The following is an 18,159-nucleotide window of genomic DNA, read 5'->3' as shown; positions in this document are numbered from 1 at the left end:
AAAATAACTCTTTTTTACCACATTTATTTTTTAAAAAAATTTTTTATTTATTTCATTTCTTTTAACTTTGCTTCCAATTCTTTTCCAGCTTCTTCATATCCAGGTTTTCCAAGTAATGCAAACATATTTTTCTTGTAAGCTTCCACTCCTGGTTGATCAAATGGATTAACACCCAACACATATCCACTTACTCCACACGCTTTTTCAAAGAAATAAAAAGCATATCCTAAATGATAAGGAGTTGATTCAGGAATATTTACCGCTAGATTAGGTACTCCACCATCAACGTGAGCTAAAACAACTCCGTCTCTCGCTTTTTTATTTACATAATCCAGAGTTTTTCCTGCCACAAAATTTAATCCATCCAAATTTTCTGCATCTTTTTCAATTTCAAATTCAACCGATGGTTTGTCGATTGAAACAACAGTTTCGATGAATACTCTTTGTCCTTGTTGAATATATTGTCCTAAAGAATGTAAATCAGTTGAAAAATCAGCTGATGATGGATAAAGTCCTTTTCCGTCTTTTCCTTCAGATTCTCCAAATAATTGTTTCCACCATTCAGCGAAATAATGTAATCTTGGTTCATAATTGACCATCAATTCCACACTTTTACCTTTTCTAAGTAAAATATTTCTAACAGCTGCATATTGTAGAGCTTGGTTTTCTTCCAATTTTTTACTAGAAAAATCTTTTACAGCATCAGCTGCTCCTCGCATCAACTCATCAATGTCTATTCCAGCTGCAGCGATCGGCAATAATCCAACTGCTGTTAAAACAGAAAATCTTCCTCCAACATTATCCGGTACAACAAAAGTTTCATATCCTTCACTTGTAGCTAATGTTTTTAATGCTCCTTTTACTTTATCAGTAGTGGCAAAAATTCTTTCTTTTGCACCTTCTTTTCCATATTTTTCTTCCAACAATTTTTTGAACACTCTAAAAGCGATTGCTGGTTCAGTTGTTGTTCCAGATTTTGAAATAATGTTTACTGAAAAATCTCTGTCTCCAATTGCTTCAATTAAATGTTTTAAATAAACTCCGCTCATATTTGTTCCAGCGAAATAAATTTCTGGGGTATTTCTTTTTTCTTTTGGTAAATTATTATAAAAACTGTGTGATAAAAATTCAATTGCAGCTTTTGCTCCTAAATAAGAGCCACCAATTCCAATTACAACCAATACTTCTGAATTATTTTTAATTTTTTCGGCAGCCTTTTTTATTCTAGCAAATTCTTCTTTGTCATAGTCGCAAGGTAAAGTTGTCCAACCTAAAAAATCGTTCCCCGCTCCTTTTTTGTTTACTAAAACTTCATTTGCCAATTCTACAAATGGTTTTAGTTGAGTAATTTCTTTTTCATCAAAAAAATTTTTTGCAAATTTATAACTAAATTCCAATTTCATCTTTTTTTCTCCTCAAATCTATAAAATATTTTTTTACATTTTAAGTATATCAAAAAAATATATTTTTTTCAAATAAAAATACTGATAAGATGGTTTAAAAATTTTAGGATCAGATTTTTTAATTTCAAATTTTTTAGGTTATTCTTGATTACAAGATGTTATTTTGTTTAATATTATTTTTTTACATAAGGGGAAAGGACCGCCATTTCCCCTTATAATCCCCACGCTCGTCTAAGCATTTTTTTGAAGCAAAGCCGAAACTCGCACTAAACGTGCTCAAACAGTCGTCTTTACTCCAAAAAAATCACGACACCTTTTGTATAATAGTAAAATTTAAACCGTCGGAGCATTTTTATGTGCTGACAAAACTGTTTGAGCACGATTAGTGCGAGTTTTTTGGCAGTGCATAAAAATGTCGAAGACTAGCCGGGGTGCAGGGGTGCGGCGATGAGCACTTCTGCTTAAAAAAGAAAAAAATATTTTAGTAACTTTCTGGATTGAATGAAAAACTTAAAATAAGATTTTTTATTTACCCCTAACTATTTTACTCTGTCATACTGATAAAATATCTACTTACAAAAAAGTATGTTATTCATATCAAATAAAATAAATGTTAAAATATCAATTAACAGGCAGATAAAGAAAAAAAGGAGAAAAAATAAAGATGAAAGACTTAACAAAAGGAAACGAATTAAAAACAATAATTTATTTTTCTTTGCCAATTTTAATAGGAAATTTATTTCAGCAGATTTACAATATTTCAGACACAATCATTGTGGGAAATTTTTTAGGAAAGGAAAGCCTTGCGGCTGTAGGCTCAAGTTATCAAATTAATGTACTTATAATAGCTGTTTCGATAGGTATTTCATTAGGGACAAGCATTCTAATTTCCCAATATTTTGGGGCAAAAGATATGGAAAATTTGAAAATTACTGCAAATACAGGATTTATTTTTTCCATAGTTTTATCTCTTATTGTTACAACATTAGGTTTTTTACTATCAAATAATATTTTAATTTTAATTAATGTTCCGAAAAAATTGTTACTGGAGGCAAATATCTATTTAAAAATTATTTTTATTGGAGTTGTTCCAACTTTTGGTTATAATTCCCTCACAAATACGTTAAAAGGCGTAGGTGATTCAAAAACGCCGACTTACATCTTAATTACCGCAGTGATTTTAAATATTATCCTAGATATATTTTTTGTAGCAGTACTAAACTCTGGAGTTGCAGGAGCAGCAATTGCAACTGTTATTTCACAGTTTGTTTCTTTTTTTCTTTGCTTACTTTACATAAAATTTAAATATCCAAATTTAATTTTTCAAAAACATTATTTCAACTTAAATTTTAATATTTTAAAAGAAATACTGATTATTGGAATGCCAGCAATGTTACAGCAAGTTTTAATCAGCCTAGGATTTATTGTCATTCAAATTCTTGTAAATGGATTTGGAACAGACTGTATTGCAGCTTTTATTTCTGCTTCCCGAATTGATTCCTTCGCAGAATTGCCATCCATAAATTTAGGACAGGCGTTGATGACTTTTACAGCCCAAAACTATGGAGCCAAAAAAATGAATAGAATAATTAAAGGTGGAAAAGATAGCCTAATTTTAGGAATCACATTTTCCATCATAATCTCAATTATTATTTTTATTTTTCCAGCATTCTTTATTTCAATATTTAACCGAAATCCCGAAGTGATTTTTATAGGAAATCAATATTTACGTATAATTTCAGCATTTTACGTAATTTTCTGCACAATGCAAATACTAAATGGGTTGCTACTAGGCTACGGAAAATCCTTAGTTCCACTAATAGCATCTATTACTTCATTTTGTATGTTTCAAGTGCCTCTAGCCATTTTACTTTCCAAAACATCGTTAGGCTATAACGGAATTTGGATTGCCGCACCGATAGGCTGGACAGGAGGACTGCTAATTCGAGTATGGTATTTTATAAAAATTTCTAAAAAAATATAGAAAAATTAAAAGAATTATAGTAAAAACAAGATTATTTAGTATTTTTTAAAATTTCAAATAATTTCATTGAAAGGAAAATTTATATGGAAGAAAAAATTTACACTTGTCCGCTGGAACTAACTCAAAAAATATTATCAAAAAAATGGACAGTCATCATATTATGGCTTTTAAGACACGGAAAAGTCAGAACAAAAGATTTCAAAAATCAAATAAAAGGCAGCAACGAAAAAATGATTATTGAGCATTTAAACTATTTAATCAAAGAAAAACTTATAGAAAAACGGGAATACAATGTTTACCCAAAAAAGACAGAATATATCCTCTCAGAAAAAGGAAAAGATTTATTGCCTATTTTGGAACTTATGCAAAGTTATGGGAAGAAATATTATGTTAAATGATGGTTTAAAAATTTTAGGGGCAGATTTTTTAATTTCAAATTTTTTAGGTTATTCTTGATTACAAGATGTTATTTTGTTTAATATTATTTTTTTATTTTTTACATAAGGGGAAAGGACCGCCATTTCCCCTTATAATCCCCACGCTCGTCTAAGCATTTTTTTGAAGCAAAGCCGAAACTCACTTCGTTCAGACAGTCGTCTTTACTCCAAAAAAATCACGACACTTTTGTATGGTAGTAAAATTTAAACCGTCGGAGCATTTTTATGTGCTGACAAAACTGTTTGAGCACGATTAGTGCGAGTTTTTTGGCAGTGCATAAAAATGTCGAAGACTAGCCGGGGTGCAGGGGTGCGGCGATGAGCACTTCTGCTTAAAAAATAAAAAAATATTTTAGTAACTTTCTGGATTGAATGAAAAACTTAAAATAAGATTTTTTATTTACCCCTAACTATTTTACTCTGTCTATGTTAAATAAAAATTTTACATTTTCTAAAAAAATATGTTAAAATGACACTAGAAAATAAAATTTAAAGGAGTGATTATTTATGAAAAAGCTACTAACTTTTCTCTTACTAACTTTGTCAATCCAGCTATTTTCAGGCAATTATAAAGTTATTCAAAAAAAAGGTGTCACTTTATCACAGCAAGAACTGGATAAGAATAATAAAGAAATCGAAATTGCTGCTAAAAGAGACTATAATTTAATTTTACAAGGAGCATCAATTGGGACGAAATCAATGCTTTCCCGAATGATGAACCAAGAATTACAAACATCTAAAACTAATAAACAAATGTTTAAAAATTATCAAAAAAAGATGGAAAAATTTTCTAGCGATATGTTCGACTATATGTTAAATAACAATAAAATTGAAGTTGAAAAAATAAGATATGTTACAAATGATGTCGCAGAAGTTACATTAAATATAAAAATGCCAGATGTGGCAGGAAGCTACAAAAAAATATTTGAATTAATGACAAACGAAGATTTTATAAGCAAAAAAGAATTGAAAAATCTGTCAGAAGATGAAATTTTTGATAAAATAACAACAAAAATGTTTGAAACTGTGAAAAAAACTTTGGAACAAACACAAGAATATTCATCTTCAAAAGCTACAATTTATTTGGAAAAAGACAATGGAAAATGGGGAGTTGCTGAACTTGAAGAAAAATTAGAAAATTATAGACAAATGTATAAAATTTCAAAATAATTATATAAATTAAGTTCATAAAAGGGCTATCTTATAAAAAGATAACCCTTAATTTTTTATTACTCTTGTTCTTCTATGTAAATCTTATAAAATTACTATTTTTTAAATACACCAGTAACTTTGTTTGCTAAGCCCTTAGCTCCTTCTACTGTCTTGTCTACTGCTTCCTCAGTGCCTTTTTTCACATCTTGAACAATTTTATTATTTGAAGCTTTTTCTGCTAAATCTTTTGCACCTTCCACAGTTTTTTCAAAAACTTCTTCTGTTCCTTTTTTAATATTCTGAGCAACTTCGCTTCCTGCAACTTCCTTTGCTTTTTCAGCAGCCTTATCAGCTAAATTTTTTGCTCCATCTTCAGTTTTCTTTAAAGCGTCTTCCGCTCCTTTTTTCAAATCATCAAATTTCATAATTTTTTCCTCCATTTTCATTATTATTTATAATTATTAGATAATTATCTTATTCTACAGTTACTGATTTTGCCAAGTTTCTTGGTTTGTCCACATCATTTCCTTTTAACTTTGATAAATAGTATGCTAATAGCTGATGAATCACGATTGTTGGAAATCCTGCGTAATCGTCTGCCACATCTGGAATATAGAACACTTCATCCGCCACCTCTTCCACAACTGTGTTTCCTTCTTTTGCAATTGCGATAACGTAGGCTCCTCTTGAAGTAACTTCCTTTATATTTGATACTGATTTTTCAAACAAGTCAGACTGTGTAACGTTTACAACAACTGGCACTCCATCTGTAATAAGTGCAATTGTACCATGTTTCAATTCTCCTGAAGCAAAAGCCTCTGAATGAATATACGAAATTTCCTTGGATTTTAATGCCCCTTCCACAGCGATTACATAGTCAAGCCCACGTCCAAGATAGAACATGCTTTCACTATCTTTAATCTTGTCTGCGACATTTTTTATTTTTTCGTCATATTCCAGCATTTTCTGAATACTTTGCTCCACATCATACAATTTCTTAATATCTTCAACTGCTTCATCTTTTGTAATTTTCCCAAATTTATATGCAAAATCAATTGCCATCAAGTTTAAAATTACCATTTGAGTAGTGTATGCCTTTGTAGAAGCAACAGCGATTTCAGGCCCTGCCCAAGTATAAATAACGTGATCCGCTTCCCTTGCTATTGAAGAGCCAACTACATTTGTAATTGCAACAACTCTTGCCCCATGTCTTTTCGCTTCTTTCATAGCCTCAAGCGTATCCAAAGTTTCTCCAGACTGGCTTAACACAATAACCAATGCTTTGTCATCAATCACAGGATTTCTATATCTAAATTCTGACGCAATGTCAACATCTACACGGATTCTTGTTTTTTTCTCAATAATATGCTTTCCGGCAAGCCCAGCGTGATAAGCAGTTCCGCAAGCCACGATATAAATATCATTGATTCCGCTCAAATATTCCTTTGTAAGCCCCGCATTATCAAAATTAATGTTATAATTTTCATCAACTCTGCTGTTTAAAGTTTTTACAAGCACTTCTGGCTGCTCATGAATTTCTTTTTCCATAAAATATTCATAGCCACCTTTTGAAGCCGCTTCCAAATCCCACTCAACGTGTGTTACATCTCTTTTTATTTCATTTCCTTCAGTATCCATAATTTTTACAGAATCTTTTTTTATTTCTACGATTTCATTATTTTCAATCAAATATACATCTCTTGTATATTTCAAAATTGCTGGAATGTCAGAAGCAATAAAATTTTCACCTTTCCCTAAACCTACTATTAACGGACTTTCTTTTCTTGCAGCAATAATTCTTTCAGGTTCTGAAATTGACATCATTCCTAGCGCATACGCACCTTTAATAATTTTTAACAATTTTTTTACAGCTTCTAATAAATCACCTTCATAAAGGCTATCTAGCAAATGTACTACAACTTCCGTATCAGTTTCAGAAACAAATTCATATCCTTTGGCAATTAAATCTTTTTTTAGTTCCAGATAATTTTCAATAATTCCATTGTGAACTACAACTAAAGTTTTGTCTTTATTAAAATGCGGATGAGAATTTATATCAGATGGTTTCCCATGAGTTGCCCATCTCGTATGCCCTATTCCAATATTTCCGTCTAAAGGATTTTCCTTTAGAGCATTTTCCAAATTTTTTAGTCTTCCAACTTTTTTTACAATGTCAAATTTTGACTTCCCTGTATTTACAGCAATTCCAGCTGAATCATATCCCCTGTATTCCAATTTTTCTAATCCATCAATTACAAAATCTTGAGCGTTTTGTGAACCGATGTAACCTACTATTCCACACATAGCGTTCTCCTTTACAAATATAAAATTCAAAAAGAATAATCACTATAATATTTTTGTTTTATAATTTCTTATAATTTTTGTATATTATTCAGGTTGTGATAACCTAAAGAGCATCCGCCGAAATTTCGATAACTCTTTTTCCTCGTCTCCTTTTAAAAAGGTCTGGCGCTATTTAAGATTTTTATTCTTTTTGTCTAACAATTATATCAAATTTATTATCTTTTTTCAATATTTTAATTTTTTTAAGACAGAGTAAAATATTTAAGAGTAAATTTAATTTCAATATTTTTTAATATATTTTTGTAACAAATGTTTGACATCTGTACACAAAAACTTTTTTCAAATTCAAAAAAATGTTGACAAAAGTTTTTTTTTTTGATATACTTACATAGTCGTTAAAATTATTATTTATTGGGCTGTCGCCAAGCGGTAAGGCACTAGACTTTGACTCTAGCATGCAATGGTTCGAATCCATTCAGCCCAGCCATTTTAAAAATTTAAAATAGTTGTTTATGTATACTGTCTCTTTGTTAAGACAGTTTTTTTTATTTTTATTTACAATCATTTGTTAATAAGCTTAATCTATCAGAGTATTTTTACGTATTGACGATTTCGTACAAAATTGACTTTTTTGACAATGCAAAAAAATGTCGTAAATTTGTGTGAAATGAAGAGAAAAAATTATAGAGAATATAAAGTTTAACTTTTAACATTCTCTATTTTTGAAATTTACTATTAAAATTAAATATGCCACATAAAAAAATCCTCTTCGGCTTTTTGAATAATTCTAGCTGGGATCCCAACAGCGACGGCGTTATCGGGAACATCTTTTAAAACGACGGAATTTGCACCTATTTTTACATTATTTCCAACCGTTATATTCCCCAAAATCTTTGCTCCTGCGCCGACTGTCACATTATTTTTTAATGTGGGATGTCTTTTTCCTTTTTCAGTCGTTACCCCTCCTAGCGTAACACCGTGATAAATTACACAATCATCGCCAATTTCAGCAGTTTCTCCAACTACAATTCCCATTCCGTGGTCAAAGAAAATTCGTTTTCCAAGTGTCGCTCCTGGGTGAATTTCTATCCCAGTAAAAAATCTCGAAATTTGAGAAAAAAGTCTGGCCAAAAAATAAAGTTTTCTCTTTTGGAAGAAATGCGCTATTTTGTGATTTATTACCGCATGCAGCGACGGATATAATAAAATTTCCAATTTATGTCTTGCTGCTGGATCTTTTTGAGCGATATTGTCAAATTCTTCTTTTAATTGTTTAAAAATGGCAAACTCCTCCTTTTTTTTAGTTTTCTATATATTTAATTTTATAAAATTTATAAAAAAATTTCAAGTAAATAATTTTATTACTACTTGAATTATTCTCATATTTTATATGTTTTATTTAAAATCAAGGGAGCAAAAATATACTCCCTTTTTTCTTTTTTTATTATAGACTATTTCTAAATGCTTCCACTGACAAATATTTTTCTCCACCGTCTGGAAGTATAGCTAATACTTTTTTACCTTTTCCTAATTTTTTAGCAACTTTGTAAGCTGCAGCTATTGCACTTCCTGAAGAAATTCCAACGAATAATCCGTTTTCCTTGGCAGCTCTTGTTGAAAATTCCACAGCTTCTTCATTTGTTGTTTTTATAATTTCGTCAACTACACTGCTGTCGTAGTTGGCAGGTACAAATCCAGCTCCAAGTCCTTGTTGCAAATGTTTTCCAGGTTGTTCTCCTGATAACACTGCTGATGATGCTGGTTCTACTGCATATACTTTTGCTTCTGGTCTTTCTTCTTTTAATCTTCTTCCCACTCCGACAAGAGTTCCAGCTGTTCCAACTCCTGAAATATAAGCATCTAGCACAGGAAAATCATCTAAAATTTCTTTTGCTGTTGTTTCATAATGTTTTGCAGGGTTTGCAGGATTTTTAAATTGTTGTGGCAAGAAATATCCATTTTCTTTTGCAAGTTCTTCAGCTTTTGCAATTGCACCCTTCATTCCTTTAGCACCTTCAGTTAAAATTAATTCAGCTCCGTAAGCGGATAAAATACTTCTTCTTTCAATACTCATTGAATCTGGCATAATAATTATAACTTTGTAACCTTTTGCTTTCCCTATCATTGCTAATGCAATTCCTGTATTTCCTGATGTTGGTTCTACGATTGTTCCACCTGGTTTTAATTCTCCAGATTTTTCCGCAGCTTCAATCATTCCAAGAGCTGCTCTATCTTTTACACTTCCTCCAATATTATATTTTTCCAATTTTACATAAATATCAGCAACATCGTCACCTTTTAAAAAATTTAATTTTACAACTGGTGTATTTCCGATTAAATCAATAATATTTTCGTATATCATACGTTTTCCTCCATAATTTATTATATTTTTTAACTCTCATATTTGTATCTACAATTAGTATACCACTAAACATTTGTAAATGCAAGTAAAAAATAATTATTTAATTATATATTTTTTTTATACTATAATATATTTTATTTATAATTTCATATCGTCAACACTGTCCAAATATTCTTTTATCTTTGGCACAACTTCAGCTAATACGCCTTTTTCAAAAGGATTTTTCAAGTTTGCCGACTTCATCAACTCAAAAAATGGTTTACTTCCGCCTAATTTACATAAATTTAAATATTCGCTCCAAGCTTTTTCTCTATTTTCATTGGCTTTTATCCAAAACTGGAATGCACAAACTTGCGCTAAAGTGTAATCTATGTAGTAAAATGGCGATGAAAAGATGTGTCCTTGTCTAAACCAAAAAATTCCGTCTTTTAATTCTTCGACTTCTCCGTAATCTCTTGTAGGAAGATATTTTTTTTCAATTTCAAGCCATTTTTCTCTTCTTTCTTGCGGCGAAACTTCTGGATTTTCATAAACCCAGTGCTGAAATTCGTCCACAGTTACTCCGTATGGAATAAATAAAAGCGCTTCTGATAAATGAATAAATTTGTATTTTTCGGTATCTTCTTCAAAAAATAAATTCATCCACGGCCAAGTCAAAAATTCCATGCTCATCGAGTGAATTTCACAAGCTTCGTAAGTTGGCCACAAATATTCCGGAACTTCATAACCACGGCTTTGATAAACTTGAAAAGCGTGTCCAGCTTCGTGCGTTAAAACATCGACATCGTGCGAAGTCGCATTAAAGTTCGCAAAAATAAATGGCGATTTGTAATCTGGAATGTAGGTGCAGTATCCACCGCTCATCTTTCCTTTTTTTGAAAGCAAGTCAAGTAAATTATTTTCAGTCATAAATGTAAAAAATTCGTCGGTTTCTTTGGACAATTCTTTATACATTGTTTTTCCATTATTTAAAATCCATTCAGGTGATCCGTGCGGATCGGCATTTCCAGAATTAAATTTTATCGCTTCGTCGTAAAATCTCAATTTTTTTACACCCAATCTTTTTTCCTGTCTTTTTCTAAGTTCTGTATAAATTGGCACAATATTTTCTAACACTTGTTTTCTGTATCCAGCGACCATTTTGTCGTCATACTCAAGTCGAGATAATCTTTTGTAGCCAAATTCCACATAATTTTTGTAACCCAATTTTTTTGCCATCTTATCTCTAACTTTTACAAGCGAGTCGTAAATGTTGTCAAATTCTTCTTTATTTTCGGAGAAAAAATTAGCAACTTTTTTAGCCGCTTCAATTCTCACATTTCTGTCTTTTGACTGAGTGTAAGGCACCATTTGTGATAAATTTAGCTCTTTTCCGTCAAACTCAATTTTTGCACTTGCGATAAGTTTTTCATATTTACTTGTAAGTCTATTTTCTTCCTGAAAATCTGGGATAACTTCGCTAGAAAATGTTTTTAGCGTATTTTCGGCTTTTTCAAACAAAAATTTTCCGTATTTTTGGGTTAACTCTTTTTTAAATTTAGAATTTACAAGCGCTTTATAAAAATCATTTGTAAAACTAAATAAAATTGGACTAATTTCGTCCATATATTCGTTTTCCTTATCGTAAAATTCGTCAGTTGTATCAATGCTATGTCTAATTGACACAAGTGTCTGCATCGTATCCACATAATTTCTAAGTTTTATAATTTTGTCAAAATATTCACATTGTTCTTCCACGTTTTTAGAATTTTTAAAATTTTTAATATTTTCAGAAAATTCATCTTTTATTTTTTCTACTTCTATATGTTCGTATTTGTAATCATTAAAGTTCATTTCTTTACTTCCTTTCACTTAATTTTTATACCAAAAGATTACCACAGTTAAGGAAAAAAAGCAATTTTTTTATATAAATAAATAGAGTAAAATATTTAGGGATAAATTTTAATTTCAATCTTTTTTAATTTATTTTTATTTACAGGATGTTATTTTGTTTAGTATGGTTTTCTATTTTTTCACATAAGGGGAAAGGGCCGCCATTTCCCCTTATAATCCCCACGCTCGTCTAAGCATTTTTTTGAAGCAAAGCCGAAACTCACTTCGTTCAGACAGTCGTCTTTACTTCAAAAAAATCACGACACTTTTTCTATAGTAGTAAAATTTAAACCGTCGGAGCATTTTTATGTGCTGACAAAACTGTCTGAGCACGACTAGTGCGAGTTTTTTGTCAGCACATAAAAATGTCTTGAGCCTTGCCGGGGTGCAGGGGTGCGGCGATGAGCACTTCTGCTTAAAAAAAGAAAAAATTGTTTTAATATTTTATTAATGTTATATAAGTAAAATAAGTTGCTTATAATCAAAAAAAAAAAAAATGGTATACAATAACAGAAGTATATCCAAAAATTTGATATTAATTAAGAAAAGGATAGAATAAAAAATTTAGGAACAGATTTTTAGTTATTTTAAAATGATGAAAACTCGGAGAAATCTCAGTTTTCTTACTTAGAAATTATTGGATATAAAAAAATTATAAAAAAGAAAGAAGGCTAAAAAATATGAAAAAATTTATTTTAATGTTAGTACTTATTTTTGAAACATTTGCTTTTTCAGAAATTACAACTAAAGAAGCAGAGAGCTTTTTCTCATCAGATACTAAAATTTATATTTCAAATCAAAAAGACTGGTTTTATGGTGAAGTACCAGGAACAGATGAGTCGTATTGGAAAAAATTCAACTATTTTATCAATGTAGTACCTGTTGGAAACAAATATAGAGTTTCATATACTCCGTTCGACAATGTAAAATCTTATGATAGAGAAAAATATCCAATATTAAATTATAGAATCGAGAAAAAATATTATGTAAACAGCCGAAAAAATCAAAATACACCAGTTACAGATTCTTACGAAATTACAATTGACTATGTGATTAGCGCAGGAACAGAAATTAGAAAGGGTAAAAAATATGAAAGAAACGACTTTCAAATACTTTCGGAAAATGAATTAAACGCTTTATTAAAATCAAAAAATGCAAAAAGACTTAATTCTGAAACTGAAAAAAATACAAGAATGTATTTAGATTGCCTACTTCACAATAATAATTAATTATTTTTAAAAAGGAACCTTTTGTTACAAATAATAACAAAAAAAATTTTTAAACTAAGAAAAGAAAATTAAAATTTATAAAAATAAAAAAAGGAAGTGAAAAATATGAAAAAAATTATAACTTTATTTATCATTTTAGCTATGTTTACTGTATCATGCGGGAAAAAGGTAAAAGTGGATAAATCAAAATGTCTTACGCCAGAAGGATTAAATGAAATGTTAAAAGAATATTACAGCCATGCAGGTGGTCCTCATGGAAATACTGATTCCTTTGATGAAAATTATGAAAGATTTCTTCAAATACACGCTACTATCGGTTGTGAAATTAATAAAGGAAATGTAAAAGAAAAATTTGAAGGTTTTGAAGAATCTAGAAGAGCATCAGGAAAAGAAAATTTGATATTAACTGATAAAGCAACGTATCCACTTGATATTTTAAAAACTTACAAACTTAATCTTACATATAAAACATTTGAAGAACAAAGGAAACATATAGATGAATATGCACAAATGCAAAAAGAATTAGAAAACTTAGATCCAAATAAATTGGAACAAGAAACAGTTAAAACATATAATGAAATTTCAAAACTTATTTCTAAAGAAAATCTAAAAAATTCTGATGTTTCATTAGTGGGTCCAAATGTAAATGTAGCACATATTTTACAAGGGGATTATGAATGGAATTACTAAAAAAAATAAAAAAGAAAGGAAAGAAGAAATATGAACCATTTTATAGCAGTTATTAATGACTCTTCATTAATAATGAAATCTATATTTTTAGCAGCAATATTGCTACATATGTTTATTATATTTAAAGCAGCAAGACGAAAAGCTAATGAAGGAATAACAAAAGGAAGAATATGGATTACATATGCTGTAATTTACTGGGTAGCAGGACTTATCGGAGGTATGGTTATAAGTCTTTTGGTAATACTTATTTTACAAGGTATTTTTGCCATTTTAAATTTTTTGAATTATGCACATATAGATGAATCAACTATTTTTATGATTGGATACTCTTTACATGCAGTAGCTAATGCAATTATTTTTGCTGTATTAAATAAACGATATCTAACTTCAGAAAAAAATATAGGCAGAGAAGAAGCTACAGATACAAAACAATACATACTTTTACTTCTAAAACTAATTGGCATAGGAATTTTAGCATTTTTTGGATTATTGTTTGCTATACCAATAATTTTATTTGTTGCAGCGGCTTACGTAGTATTCAAATTCCTAAGTATTACAGGCTTTGTAGCGGGGATAGCATCAAATAGAATTCAAGAAGTTCAAGATGATATTGACATGGCTGCTTATAAAAGACAACAATACGGAGTTCACAATGAAAACGAAAGAATTATTTCTGATTCAGAAGCACAACAAATTAAAGAAAGAATGGACAATAGAAATAAAAAATTTTGATTATAAAATATAATCATGAGTAGTCCAAAAACAGAGAGAAATGAAATATTTAAATAGTAAATTTTTTAAATCAGAAGATATATTTTATTAAATTAAAAGAAAATAATTTACAAAAACATAACTAAAAAAAGGAAGTGAAAATAATGAAAAAATTATTATTAGTCGGATTATTATTAGGAAGTTTTGCGTTTGGACAAACAATCGTAACAAAAAAAGGAAGCTATTGCACAGGAATTACATCTATTGGTGGAGATCATGGTTCTGGAGCGGGAGAATTTTTTAGATTTTATAAAGTTTGTAATATTAACGGAAAAGAATACAATGATGTAGCTCTTGGATACACTTGGGGAAGAAGCGATAATGTAGCTCCATATAAATTTTTTAATAAAAAGTTAAAGGCTAATCATAAAACATACTTTAATGCGGGTACAAAATTAAATTTTGAAAAAAACTATACTGTAGAAATGCGTGGAACAGGTTACTCAAAATCATCTGAGCTTGGCTTTGAAAATGTCGGATTTTTTGAGAAAACTGTAAAAAACTATTTTGGTTTTGAAGCGGCAGACTACAAAAAATTGCCATTTACTGATGAAATTAAATAATTTTGATAGAATTTTGAAAAGAAAATTTGGGATTGTCAAATAAAAATTATAAATATGAGCAGTCCACAAACTGCTAGAGAAAGGAAATATTTAAATATGAAAAAACTATCAATAGTAGTTCTTATTTTGGCACTTATGGCATCTTGTTCAAACCAAAATAAGGATAATAATGCAAAAGATACTAGATATCAATCTGCTACTTATACAAAGCCGCAAAATCCACAAGGAGCTACGGTTGCATTAAATTCAACTGATTTTAGGGTCGACAACGATTTTATCTATTATAAAGGAGCAATTTTTACAGGAAAAATTACATTTGATCTTCCACAAAAAAGCGGATATTTCTTTGTAAGTAATGGAAAATTGCAAGGGGAAACTGAAATAAATTATAAATTGACTGGAACGAAGAAAGTGCAAGTTTATGAGCAAGGAAAACTTATGCAGCTTACTCAAACTGAAAATAGTGTAACAACTGTTGTAGATTATTCTGATGATCCTGCTTCTATCGATAATCGAAAAATTGTAAAGGTTGCTACAAAATATGATAAAAACTTGTATTCAATGGATTTTGTAACTTTGGATGGAGAAATTCAAAAAAATGGAAAAACTTTGAAAAATTTGGAAGTAAAAGAAGAAGATTATCAAAAATATGTAAGTGGAGTAGTTGAAGAAAATGGCGGAATTTATAAAATTTACTATAACTTTGACAACTCAACTGGAGAAGTTTCTGAAACACAATATAAACTTGATTCCAAAAAACAAAAAAGCGAAATATTGTCTGGAGTTAGAAAATTAAGTGAAATTAATATGGTGCTTGAAAATGGAATGACTTTATTTAGAAGAATAATGTCAGCTACTGGAGAAAACACAAATCCTTCTACTCCAGCTCCAGAACAGCCAGTACAGCAAAATACAGGAACTGCTGCTCCAAATACAACAGATGCAGCAAATTCAACTAATCCTAATCCAATTACTTCACCAGCACAGTCTAATCAAAATGACGATGATTTGGCGACATTGGACAGAGTTTACGACGAGGTTATGCACAAAAATAACAAAGACATACTAAAGACTTTTTCAAAACAAAAATTGGGATATATAAGAAATACGCTATTTGCAAAAAAGGGATATATATTCACAAAAAGTCGTGAATATGCTGATTATTTTTCTAAAAAAAGTTGGTACAACGGAAGATATAATACAGATGAAATTTTAAATCCAGAAGAGAAAAAATTTGTTCTTATAATAAAAGAATATGAAAAATAATCCATATAAATTATTTTAAATTTATACTAAAAAATGTAAAGTTATTTTGTTTAAATTAAAAACAGGAGGAAAAATGGATAATAATAAAAATATAGAAAACAAAACAAATAACCAAAACACCAATAATTTGATAGAATTTGGAGAAATAAAATTATTATTTTGGTTAAGTGCCGTAATATTTGTAACATTAGCAATTGTTCTTATAAAAATAATTGGAATATTGGGACAACTTACAAGCGGATTTGGCGGAATGATTGGAGGAGCAGTTGATGGATTTAACTCAATGAAATTATTAATAACTCTTTTAGCTATTTTTGGAATTGCAAGTATAATAAATATAGTTGTAATCTTTAATATTCGTTCTAAAGCATTAAATTCTAATAATTTTCAAAAAATGAATATTCCAAATTATGCAAATCCTTTTAGACTAGCAATATCAGGTATTGTAATTCTTGTTATATTACTCCTATCTATGATAGGCTTGATGCCAGAATTTCTTTCAAAATTTGCTGTAATTGTAGGTTTAGTTGCTTTAATCGCCTGCATTGTATTTTCTGCTCTTACATTATTAAAAAACTATCCTATTGTTTTTCAAAAAGATAATGGCGTTAATGTTAATAATAACATAGCTCAAAATTTGGAAAATACAGATAATAAACAAAGTCAAATAATTAATAGCTCAAATGCAAATAATAATTCTGAAAATGTTTCACAACCAGGATTTTTAGATAATATTTTACAAAAAGATAATGAAAATAGTAAACTTTTTTTAAAAATAATATTTTGGTTGTCAACAATAGCTTCCGTAATACTTCTTTATGCTGGAATAAAAGGTTTGAGTTTGTATTTTAATGCAAAAAAACTTGCCTCAGAAGCTGCTAGTTCGAGTTCTTTAGACAATTTGTTTAACAGTGGGATGAATACACTGGGAGAAGGAATGGGATTTATCTCAACAGCAAAAACATTGCAAGGCATTTTGAATTTAATAGTAATCGCTGTAATTGCAGTTACTGTTTTAATTTATCTAAAAGCAAAAAAAGAAAATAAAATAGAAAAATTAAAGAATCTAAATTATTACTTTATCTTCGGATTTGGAATATTAGGACTTTTAGAAATATATGCGGTAAATAAAGTTATAAAAGCGTTCACTTCCTTGTCAGGTATGTTTGGAGCAGCGACAGGTTCAGCACCAAATTTAGGTTTTACACAATTTGTTTTAATATTAACTTTGATAACTTCACTAGGTTCAGTAGTAACTAATTATTTTGTTATTTTTAAAGGAAAAAATGTAGAAATTGAAGATATAAAATCAGAATGGAATAACGGAGCTAAAAAAATAAATGCAATGGATCCTGAGAAAAAGAAAAAATATACAACTATTGGAATTGCTGTAATAGGAATTATTGCACTATACTACATCTGTGCAAATTTTATATTTTTGCAAAATTTTGACTTTAATAAATATTATACGGTTAGAATTGACGGAGCTTCTGGAAGCGGGAAAATAACAAATTATCAAAATCCTGAATTTCCTCTAGAAACTGCAAATAGCAATACAGAAAAACCTAAAAAAGAGGAAGAGTTTGCAAAAGAAGGAGGAATTACATTTAATTTTTCAAAAACTGAAGGAATACAAAATGGGGATACAATAGATGTTGACATTTCTTACAATAAAGACGTAGCAAAAAAATTAAAAATTCGTCCTCAAAACAGCAAATTTAAAATAAAAGTCAGTGGACTTCTTGAATATGCTAAAAATGCCAATCAAGTAAAAGATTTGAAAAATTATATTACAAAACTTGCACAAAGAAAAATTGAATTGCAAAAAGATGATAATTCTTCCGACAATCCTAATTTAGCAGGAATTTATTACAAACAAGATGAAAATGGAAATTTATCAGTTAAATATTTCATTCAAAACACATTTGCTGGATTTTTTGGCAACACTGAATCTTTTGAACCAGTTGAAATTGGGAAAATAGTTTTAGATAAAAACAATAATATTACTTCTTATAAAGAAATAAAATCTAACTCTTTTTCCACAGAAAAATATAATAATGCAGGAGAAGTTCAGGCTGCGATGAGTTCACAAGGGTATGCCTTGTTAAATTAAAATAAAAAAATTA

The 18,159-nt window shown here is 29.4% G+C and carries 15 protein-coding genes and 1 tRNA gene; 10 read left to right on the top strand and 6 right to left on the bottom strand.

Translation table 11 applies throughout. From position 1 onward, the window contains the following. Positions 1–47 precede the first annotated feature (47 nt). Positions 48–1,403 carry a glucose-6-phosphate isomerase gene (locus tag AXF11_RS06160; protein WP_068155945.1) on the bottom strand — a complete coding sequence of 452 codons (1,356 nt, stop codon included), beginning with the start codon at positions 1,401–1,403 and terminating at the stop codon, positions 48–50. 664 nt (positions 1,404–2,067) lie between these two features. Here AXF11_RS06160 and AXF11_RS06155 point away from each other — a divergent pair. From AXF11_RS06155 to AXF11_RS06145, 3 genes are all read left to right on the top strand, one after another. Beyond that, positions 2,068–3,387 (top strand): MATE family efflux transporter, encoded by a 1,320-nt coding sequence (locus AXF11_RS06155; protein ID WP_068155942.1) that lies wholly within the window; start codon positions 2,068–2,070, stop codon positions 3,385–3,387. An 83-nt stretch (positions 3,388–3,470) separates the two neighbouring features. Next, the gene (locus AXF11_RS06150; protein ID WP_068155939.1) at positions 3,471–3,785 is read left to right on the top strand and encodes a winged helix-turn-helix transcriptional regulator; all 315 of its coding nucleotides are present in this window, start codon (positions 3,471–3,473) and stop codon (positions 3,783–3,785) included. Positions 3,786–4,331: 546 nt separating this feature from the next. After that, positions 4,332–4,994 carry a hypothetical protein gene (locus AXF11_RS06145; protein WP_068155937.1) on the top strand — a complete coding sequence of 221 codons (663 nt, stop codon included), beginning with the start codon at positions 4,332–4,334 and terminating at the stop codon, positions 4,992–4,994. A 95-nt stretch (positions 4,995–5,089) separates the two neighbouring features. Here AXF11_RS06145 and AXF11_RS06140 read toward each other — a convergent pair whose 3' ends face one another. Then, positions 5,090–5,401 (bottom strand): hypothetical protein, encoded by a 312-nt coding sequence (locus tag AXF11_RS06140; RefSeq protein WP_068155935.1) that lies wholly within the window; start codon positions 5,399–5,401, stop codon positions 5,090–5,092. Positions 5,402–5,450: 49 nt separating this feature from the next. Beyond that, the gene (gene glmS, locus AXF11_RS06135) at positions 5,451–7,280 is read right to left on the bottom strand and encodes a glutamine--fructose-6-phosphate transaminase (isomerizing) (protein WP_068155932.1); all 1,830 of its coding nucleotides are present in this window, start codon (positions 7,278–7,280) and stop codon (positions 5,451–5,453) included. 412 nt (positions 7,281–7,692) lie between these two features. Here glmS and AXF11_RS06130 point away from each other — a divergent pair. Next, positions 7,693–7,767 (top strand) — tRNA-Gln (locus AXF11_RS06130). A gap of 254 nt (positions 7,768–8,021) precedes the next feature. Here the strand turns inward: AXF11_RS06130 and epsC are convergent. From epsC to AXF11_RS06115, 3 genes are all read right to left on the bottom strand, one after another. After that, positions 8,022–8,561 carry a serine O-acetyltransferase EpsC gene (gene epsC, locus AXF11_RS06125; protein WP_068155929.1) on the bottom strand — a complete coding sequence of 180 codons (540 nt, stop codon included), beginning with the start codon at positions 8,559–8,561 and terminating at the stop codon, positions 8,022–8,024. 163 nt (positions 8,562–8,724) lie between these two features. After that, positions 8,725–9,642, bottom strand: a complete 918-nt coding sequence (gene cysK / locus AXF11_RS06120; protein ID WP_068155926.1) for a cysteine synthase A — start codon at positions 9,640–9,642, stop codon at positions 8,725–8,727. Between the two features lie 138 nt (positions 9,643–9,780). Continuing rightward, on the bottom strand, positions 9,781–11,475 hold the full coding sequence (locus tag AXF11_RS06115; protein ID WP_068155923.1) for a M3 family oligoendopeptidase: 1,695 nt from the start codon (positions 11,473–11,475) through the stop codon (positions 9,781–9,783). A gap of 719 nt (positions 11,476–12,194) precedes the next feature. Here AXF11_RS06115 and AXF11_RS06110 point away from each other — a divergent pair. From AXF11_RS06110 to AXF11_RS06085, 6 genes are all read left to right on the top strand, one after another. Beyond that, the gene (locus AXF11_RS06110; protein ID WP_068155921.1) at positions 12,195–12,743 is read left to right on the top strand and encodes a hypothetical protein; all 549 of its coding nucleotides are present in this window, start codon (positions 12,195–12,197) and stop codon (positions 12,741–12,743) included. A gap of 105 nt (positions 12,744–12,848) precedes the next feature. Then, entirely contained in the window at positions 12,849–13,433 is a 585-nt protein-coding gene (locus AXF11_RS06105; RefSeq protein WP_068155918.1) for a hypothetical protein, read from the top strand. Between the two features lie 30 nt (positions 13,434–13,463). Then, positions 13,464–14,165: a hypothetical protein gene (locus AXF11_RS06100; RefSeq protein WP_068155915.1), complete on the top strand. Its 702-nt coding sequence runs from the start codon at positions 13,464–13,466 to the stop codon at positions 14,163–14,165. A 143-nt stretch (positions 14,166–14,308) separates the two neighbouring features. After that, the gene (locus AXF11_RS06095; RefSeq protein ID WP_068155913.1) at positions 14,309–14,767 is read left to right on the top strand and encodes a hypothetical protein; all 459 of its coding nucleotides are present in this window, start codon (positions 14,309–14,311) and stop codon (positions 14,765–14,767) included. A gap of 96 nt (positions 14,768–14,863) precedes the next feature. Further along, positions 14,864–16,033, top strand: coding sequence for a YARHG domain-containing protein (locus AXF11_RS06090; RefSeq protein ID WP_068155910.1), 1,170 nt, complete (start codon positions 14,864–14,866; stop codon positions 16,031–16,033). A gap of 73 nt (positions 16,034–16,106) precedes the next feature. After that, complete coding sequence (locus tag AXF11_RS06085) at positions 16,107–18,146, top strand: hypothetical protein (protein ID WP_068155907.1); 2,040 nt, start codon at positions 16,107–16,109, stop codon at positions 18,144–18,146. Positions 18,147–18,159 lie beyond the last annotated feature (13 nt).

The sequence above is a fragment of the Leptotrichia sp. oral taxon 847 genome (assembly GCF_001553645.1).
Lineage (GTDB): Bacteria > Fusobacteriota > Fusobacteriia > Fusobacteriales > Leptotrichiaceae > Leptotrichia.
This window is presented reverse-complemented; position numbering and strand designations above follow the sequence as displayed.

Excerpts from the sequence above, each read along its gene's own strand:
- AXF11_RS06160 (WP_068155945.1), bottom strand. The coding sequence starts at position 1,403 with ATGAAATTGGAATTTAGTTATAAATTTGCAAAAAATTTTTTTGATGAA.
- AXF11_RS06155 (WP_068155942.1), top strand. The coding sequence starts at position 2,068 with ATGAAAGACTTAACAAAAGGAAACGAATTAAAAACAATAATTTATTTT.
- AXF11_RS06150 (WP_068155939.1), top strand. The coding sequence starts at position 3,471 with ATGGAAGAAAAAATTTACACTTGTCCGCTGGAACTAACTCAAAAAATA.
- AXF11_RS06145 (WP_068155937.1), top strand. The coding sequence starts at position 4,332 with ATGAAAAAGCTACTAACTTTTCTCTTACTAACTTTGTCAATCCAGCTA.
- AXF11_RS06140 (WP_068155935.1), bottom strand. The coding sequence starts at position 5,401 with ATGAAATTTGATGATTTGAAAAAAGGAGCGGAAGACGCTTTAAAGAAA.
- glmS (WP_068155932.1), bottom strand. The coding sequence starts at position 7,280 with ATGTGTGGAATAGTAGGTTACATCGGTTCACAAAACGCTCAAGATTTT.
- cysK (WP_068155926.1), bottom strand. The coding sequence starts at position 9,642 with ATGATATACGAAAATATTATTGATTTAATCGGAAATACACCAGTTGTA.
- AXF11_RS06115 (WP_068155923.1), bottom strand. The coding sequence starts at position 11,475 with ATGAACTTTAATGATTACAAATACGAACATATAGAAGTAGAAAAAATA.
- AXF11_RS06110 (WP_068155921.1), top strand. The coding sequence starts at position 12,195 with ATGAAAAAATTTATTTTAATGTTAGTACTTATTTTTGAAACATTTGCT.
- AXF11_RS06105 (WP_068155918.1), top strand. The coding sequence starts at position 12,849 with ATGAAAAAAATTATAACTTTATTTATCATTTTAGCTATGTTTACTGTA.
- AXF11_RS06100 (WP_068155915.1), top strand. The coding sequence starts at position 13,464 with ATGAACCATTTTATAGCAGTTATTAATGACTCTTCATTAATAATGAAA.
- AXF11_RS06095 (WP_068155913.1), top strand. The coding sequence starts at position 14,309 with ATGAAAAAATTATTATTAGTCGGATTATTATTAGGAAGTTTTGCGTTT.
- AXF11_RS06090 (WP_068155910.1), top strand. The coding sequence starts at position 14,864 with ATGAAAAAACTATCAATAGTAGTTCTTATTTTGGCACTTATGGCATCT.
- AXF11_RS06085 (WP_068155907.1), top strand. The coding sequence starts at position 16,107 with ATGGATAATAATAAAAATATAGAAAACAAAACAAATAACCAAAACACC.